The organism is Kitasatospora cheerisanensis KCTC 2395 (assembly GCF_000696185.1).
Lineage (GTDB): Bacteria > Actinomycetota > Actinomycetes > Streptomycetales > Streptomycetaceae > Kitasatospora > Kitasatospora cheerisanensis.
Map to the genome: position 1 here is coordinate 7396878 of NZ_KK853997.1, position 2286 is coordinate 7399163.

2 protein-coding genes and 1 pseudogene are annotated in these 2286 nt (G+C 73.1%); all 3 read left to right on the plus strand.

Annotated features, from left to right (window positions below):
* Positions 1 to 347: pseudogene (locus KCH_RS33275) on the plus strand (hypothetical protein); the annotation flags it as partial.
* Between the two features lie 12 nt (positions 348 to 359).
* Positions 360 to 926 carry a hypothetical protein gene (locus KCH_RS33280; RefSeq protein WP_157032298.1) on the plus strand — a complete coding sequence of 189 codons (567 nt, stop codon included), beginning with the start codon at positions 360 to 362 and terminating at the stop codon, positions 924 to 926.
* A 107-nt stretch (positions 927 to 1033) separates the two neighbouring features.
* Positions 1034 to 2286, plus strand: a 1253-nt coding sequence (locus tag KCH_RS33285; RefSeq protein ID WP_051653723.1) for an MFS transporter, incomplete at its 3' end; no start/stop codon positions are given.

Sequence of the window (2286 nt, forward strand, 5' to 3'; positions counted from 1 at the left end):
CCGCCGGCTTCCGGGACGCCGCCCGCGCCGCCGCCACCCCCGGCCCGCTCACCGCCGCACCCCGCGCCTTCCTCACCGGCGAACCCGTGCGCACCGGCGGGCGCGCCGAATGGACCTGCCGGATCGACCTCGACGAGCACTTCTACCTGCGCGAGCACCTGGTCGACGGCCGCCCCACCGTCCCCGGCACCTTCATCCTGGAGATCGCCGCCGAGGCCGCCACCGCCCTCGCCCCCGGCCTGCACCCCGCCCGGATCACCGACGTGGTGCTGTCCCGCTTCATCCGCGCCGCCGAACACCGCTGGCCGCGCACCCTCCAAGTCACCGCCGAACGCGACGGCGCGTAGGTCCACGTCCGGGTGCTCACCCCCGCCGACGGCCCGGTGCCCGCCCGCGAGCACACCCGCGCCACCGTCCACCTGGCCCGCGCGCTGCCCACCGGCCCGCTCTGCCCGCCCGCCCCGGAAGTCCCTCGAACTGCCCCGAACACCTACGAAATTGACGGTACATCAGTAGAGTTGAGCGGTGTCTTTCGCTCGCTGCGCAACCCCGGCCTGCTCTCCGACGGCGGCACCGCCGACCTGCGGCTCGGGCTACCCGCGCAGAGCCTGCTCGACCGCTTCGTGATCCCCAGCACCGCGCTGGACTGCCTGCTGCGCACCAGCGTCCTCGACGGCCGCCGCCCCGGACCGGTGCCGGTGATCGTCCCCACCGGCCTGGCCGACATCCGCCTGTACACCGGCGCGAACGACCCGGCGCTGGCCGCCGCCCACCCGCAGGGCCTGACCCTCCGGCACTGGTACGCGGCCGACGGCGCCGAACACTGCGCGCTGGTCGGCCCGGACGGGCGCGCCCTGATCGCGGCCACCGGCATCACCGGTGCGGTGCGCGGCAGTTACGACCCGTCGACCGGCAGGTGGAGCTGACCGCGCCCGCCCGAGACCGACGACACCCGCCCGACCGGCCGAGCACACCGACCGGTCGGGCCCACCGACGAGGGGCACCCGGCCCCCGTGACGAAAGGACCAGCAAGATGTCAGCCGAGAACCAGCCCGTTGCCGAGGCGACGGGAGGTTCGGCCCGGGCCTGGACCCTGGCACTGGCGTGCGTGGCGATGTTCATGCTGATGCTGGACGTGACCGTGGTCAACGTCGCACTCCAGCACCTGCGGGAGACCCTGGACGCCGGATTCTCCGACCTGCAGTGGGTCATCGACTCCTACACGCTCACCCTCGCCGCGTTCCTGCTCACCGGCGGCTCGCTGGCCGACCGGCTGGGCCGCAAGCGGGTGTTCACCACCGGCCTGGCGCTGTTCACGCTGTCCTCGCTCGGCGCGGGCCTGGCGCAGGACGTGCTCACCCTCAACCTCGCCCGCGGCGTCCAGGGCGTCGGCGCGGCCGTGCTGTTCTCGGTCGGCCCGGCGCTGATCGGCAACGAGTTCCGCGGCGCCGACCGCGGCAAGGCGTTCGGCCTGTTCGGCGGCATCGCCGGCCTCGCCCTCGCGCTCGGCCCGCTGGTCGGCGGCCTGCTCACCGACGCGCTGAGCTGGCGGTGGATCTTCCTGGTCAACGTCCCGATCGGCGCGATCGCGCTGCTGATCGGCCTGGCCAAGCTCAACGAGTCGCGGGAGAAGTCCCCGCACGCGATCGACTGGCTGGGCATGGTGACCTTCGGCGCCGGCCTCGCCCTGCTGGTGCTCGGCTTCCTGCGCGCCGAGTCCAGCGGCTGGACCAGCGCCCCGATCCTCGGCGCGTTCGCCGGCGGACTGCTGCTGCTGGTGGTCTTCGCGGTGATCGAACTGCGGCTCGGCGAGGCCGCCATGTTCGACATGTCGCTGCTGCGGATCCGCACCTTCAGCGGCGTCTGCCTGGCCACCCTGCTGTCCAACGCGACCAGCCTGGCCGCGGTGTTCCTGCAGATCTCGTACGTGCAGAACGTCCTGGGCTACTCGCCCTGGGAGACCGGCCTGCGCTTCATGCCGATGATGATCACCCTGTTCGTGGTCGCCGGCGTCACCGGCGGCGCCCTCGCCAACGCCAACCCCGGCGTGCTGATCGGCGCCTCGATCGGCTTCATCGCCGTCGGCATGGGCCTGATCACCCTGGTCGAGCCCGGCAGCAGCTGGACCGCGATGCTGCCCAGCATGATCGTCACCGGTATCGGCATGGGCCTGTTCAACCCGCCGCGCGCCGCCATCACCATCGGCGTGGTCCGCCCGGAGAAGGCCGGCATGGCCTCCGGCATGGGTGAGACCTTCCAACAGGTCGGCGTCGCCGTCGGCGTGGC